Genomic DNA, 987 nt, shown 5'->3' with positions numbered 1-987 from the left:
CCTGAATCTTGTTTAAGAAATGGAACTAGTTGCCTGTTCCAAGATCGGATCTTTCGACCAAAAAACATCTGATTTAAACAAGGAACAGGCATGAAGAATTTAGTTGAGTTGTATTGCGATGTCGATGACTTTTGCAAAGTATTTATTCCGCAATGGCAAAAACAACTACTGGAAGATGGAACGAATAAACGCCAACGAAAAGGGCAAATGAGCACCAGTGAGATCATGACAATTGTTGTTGGATTTCATATGTCCCATTATCGTGATTTCAAAAATTATTACCTAGGTCATGTCTCTACTTTTTATAAATGCGCCTTTCCTAATTTACTCAGTTATACCCGCTTTTTAGCGATTATGCCTAGGGTGCTAGCACCTATGTGTGCCTATTTCAGCACACTCAAAGGCAAGCCTACAGGTATTGAATTCATTGACTCTACCAGCATAAAAGTGTGCCACAACATTCGGATACCAAGGAACAAAACCTTCAAAGATATTGCTCAACGAGGCAAAGGTACGATGGGCTGGTTTTATGGCTTCAAACTTCATCTCATCGTCAACCATCATGGTGAAATAGTGGCGGCTAAAGTCACAACTGGCAATGTGCATGACACACAACCGGTGCGCGAGTTAGCCACCGACTTAACGGATAAGCTGTATGGAGATAAAGGATATTTGAGTAAAGCCTTAGAGGCTGATTTGTCAGAAAAAGGCGTGACGCTGATAACGACCGTTCGCAAAAACATGAAGGCGAAAGCGATGTCGTTATGGGACAGAGCTATGCTTTCAAAACGCTTCATCATTGAAACGATAAATGACCAATTAAAGAACATTTCGTACGTCGAACACTCAAGACATCGCAGCATGAATGGGTTTATGCTCAATATCATCTCAGGATTGGTGGCTTATTGCTTAAAGAAAAATAAGCCATCCCTTAATATTACTGACGTAGAGCGCAATGCTATGATTATCGCTTAAGCAGATCTCGGG

1 protein-coding gene is annotated in these 987 nt (G+C 40.9%); it reads left to right on the top strand.

The annotated features are described in order from the left end of the window. Positions 1–90 precede the first annotated feature (90 nt). Positions 91–975, top strand: coding sequence for an IS982 family transposase (locus tag GPLA_RS05865; RefSeq protein ID WP_007103940.1), 885 nt, complete (start codon positions 91–93; stop codon positions 973–975). Positions 976–987 lie beyond the last annotated feature (12 nt).

Origin of the sequence: Paraglaciecola polaris LMG 21857, assembly GCF_000315055.1 — a bacterium.
Taxonomy (GTDB): Bacteria; Pseudomonadota; Gammaproteobacteria; order Enterobacterales; family Alteromonadaceae; genus Paraglaciecola; species Paraglaciecola polaris.
This window is presented reverse-complemented; position numbering and strand designations above follow the sequence as displayed.

Excerpts from the sequence above, each read along its gene's own strand:
- GPLA_RS05865 (WP_007103940.1), top strand. The coding sequence starts at position 91 with ATGAAGAATTTAGTTGAGTTGTATTGCGATGTCGATGACTTTTGCAAA.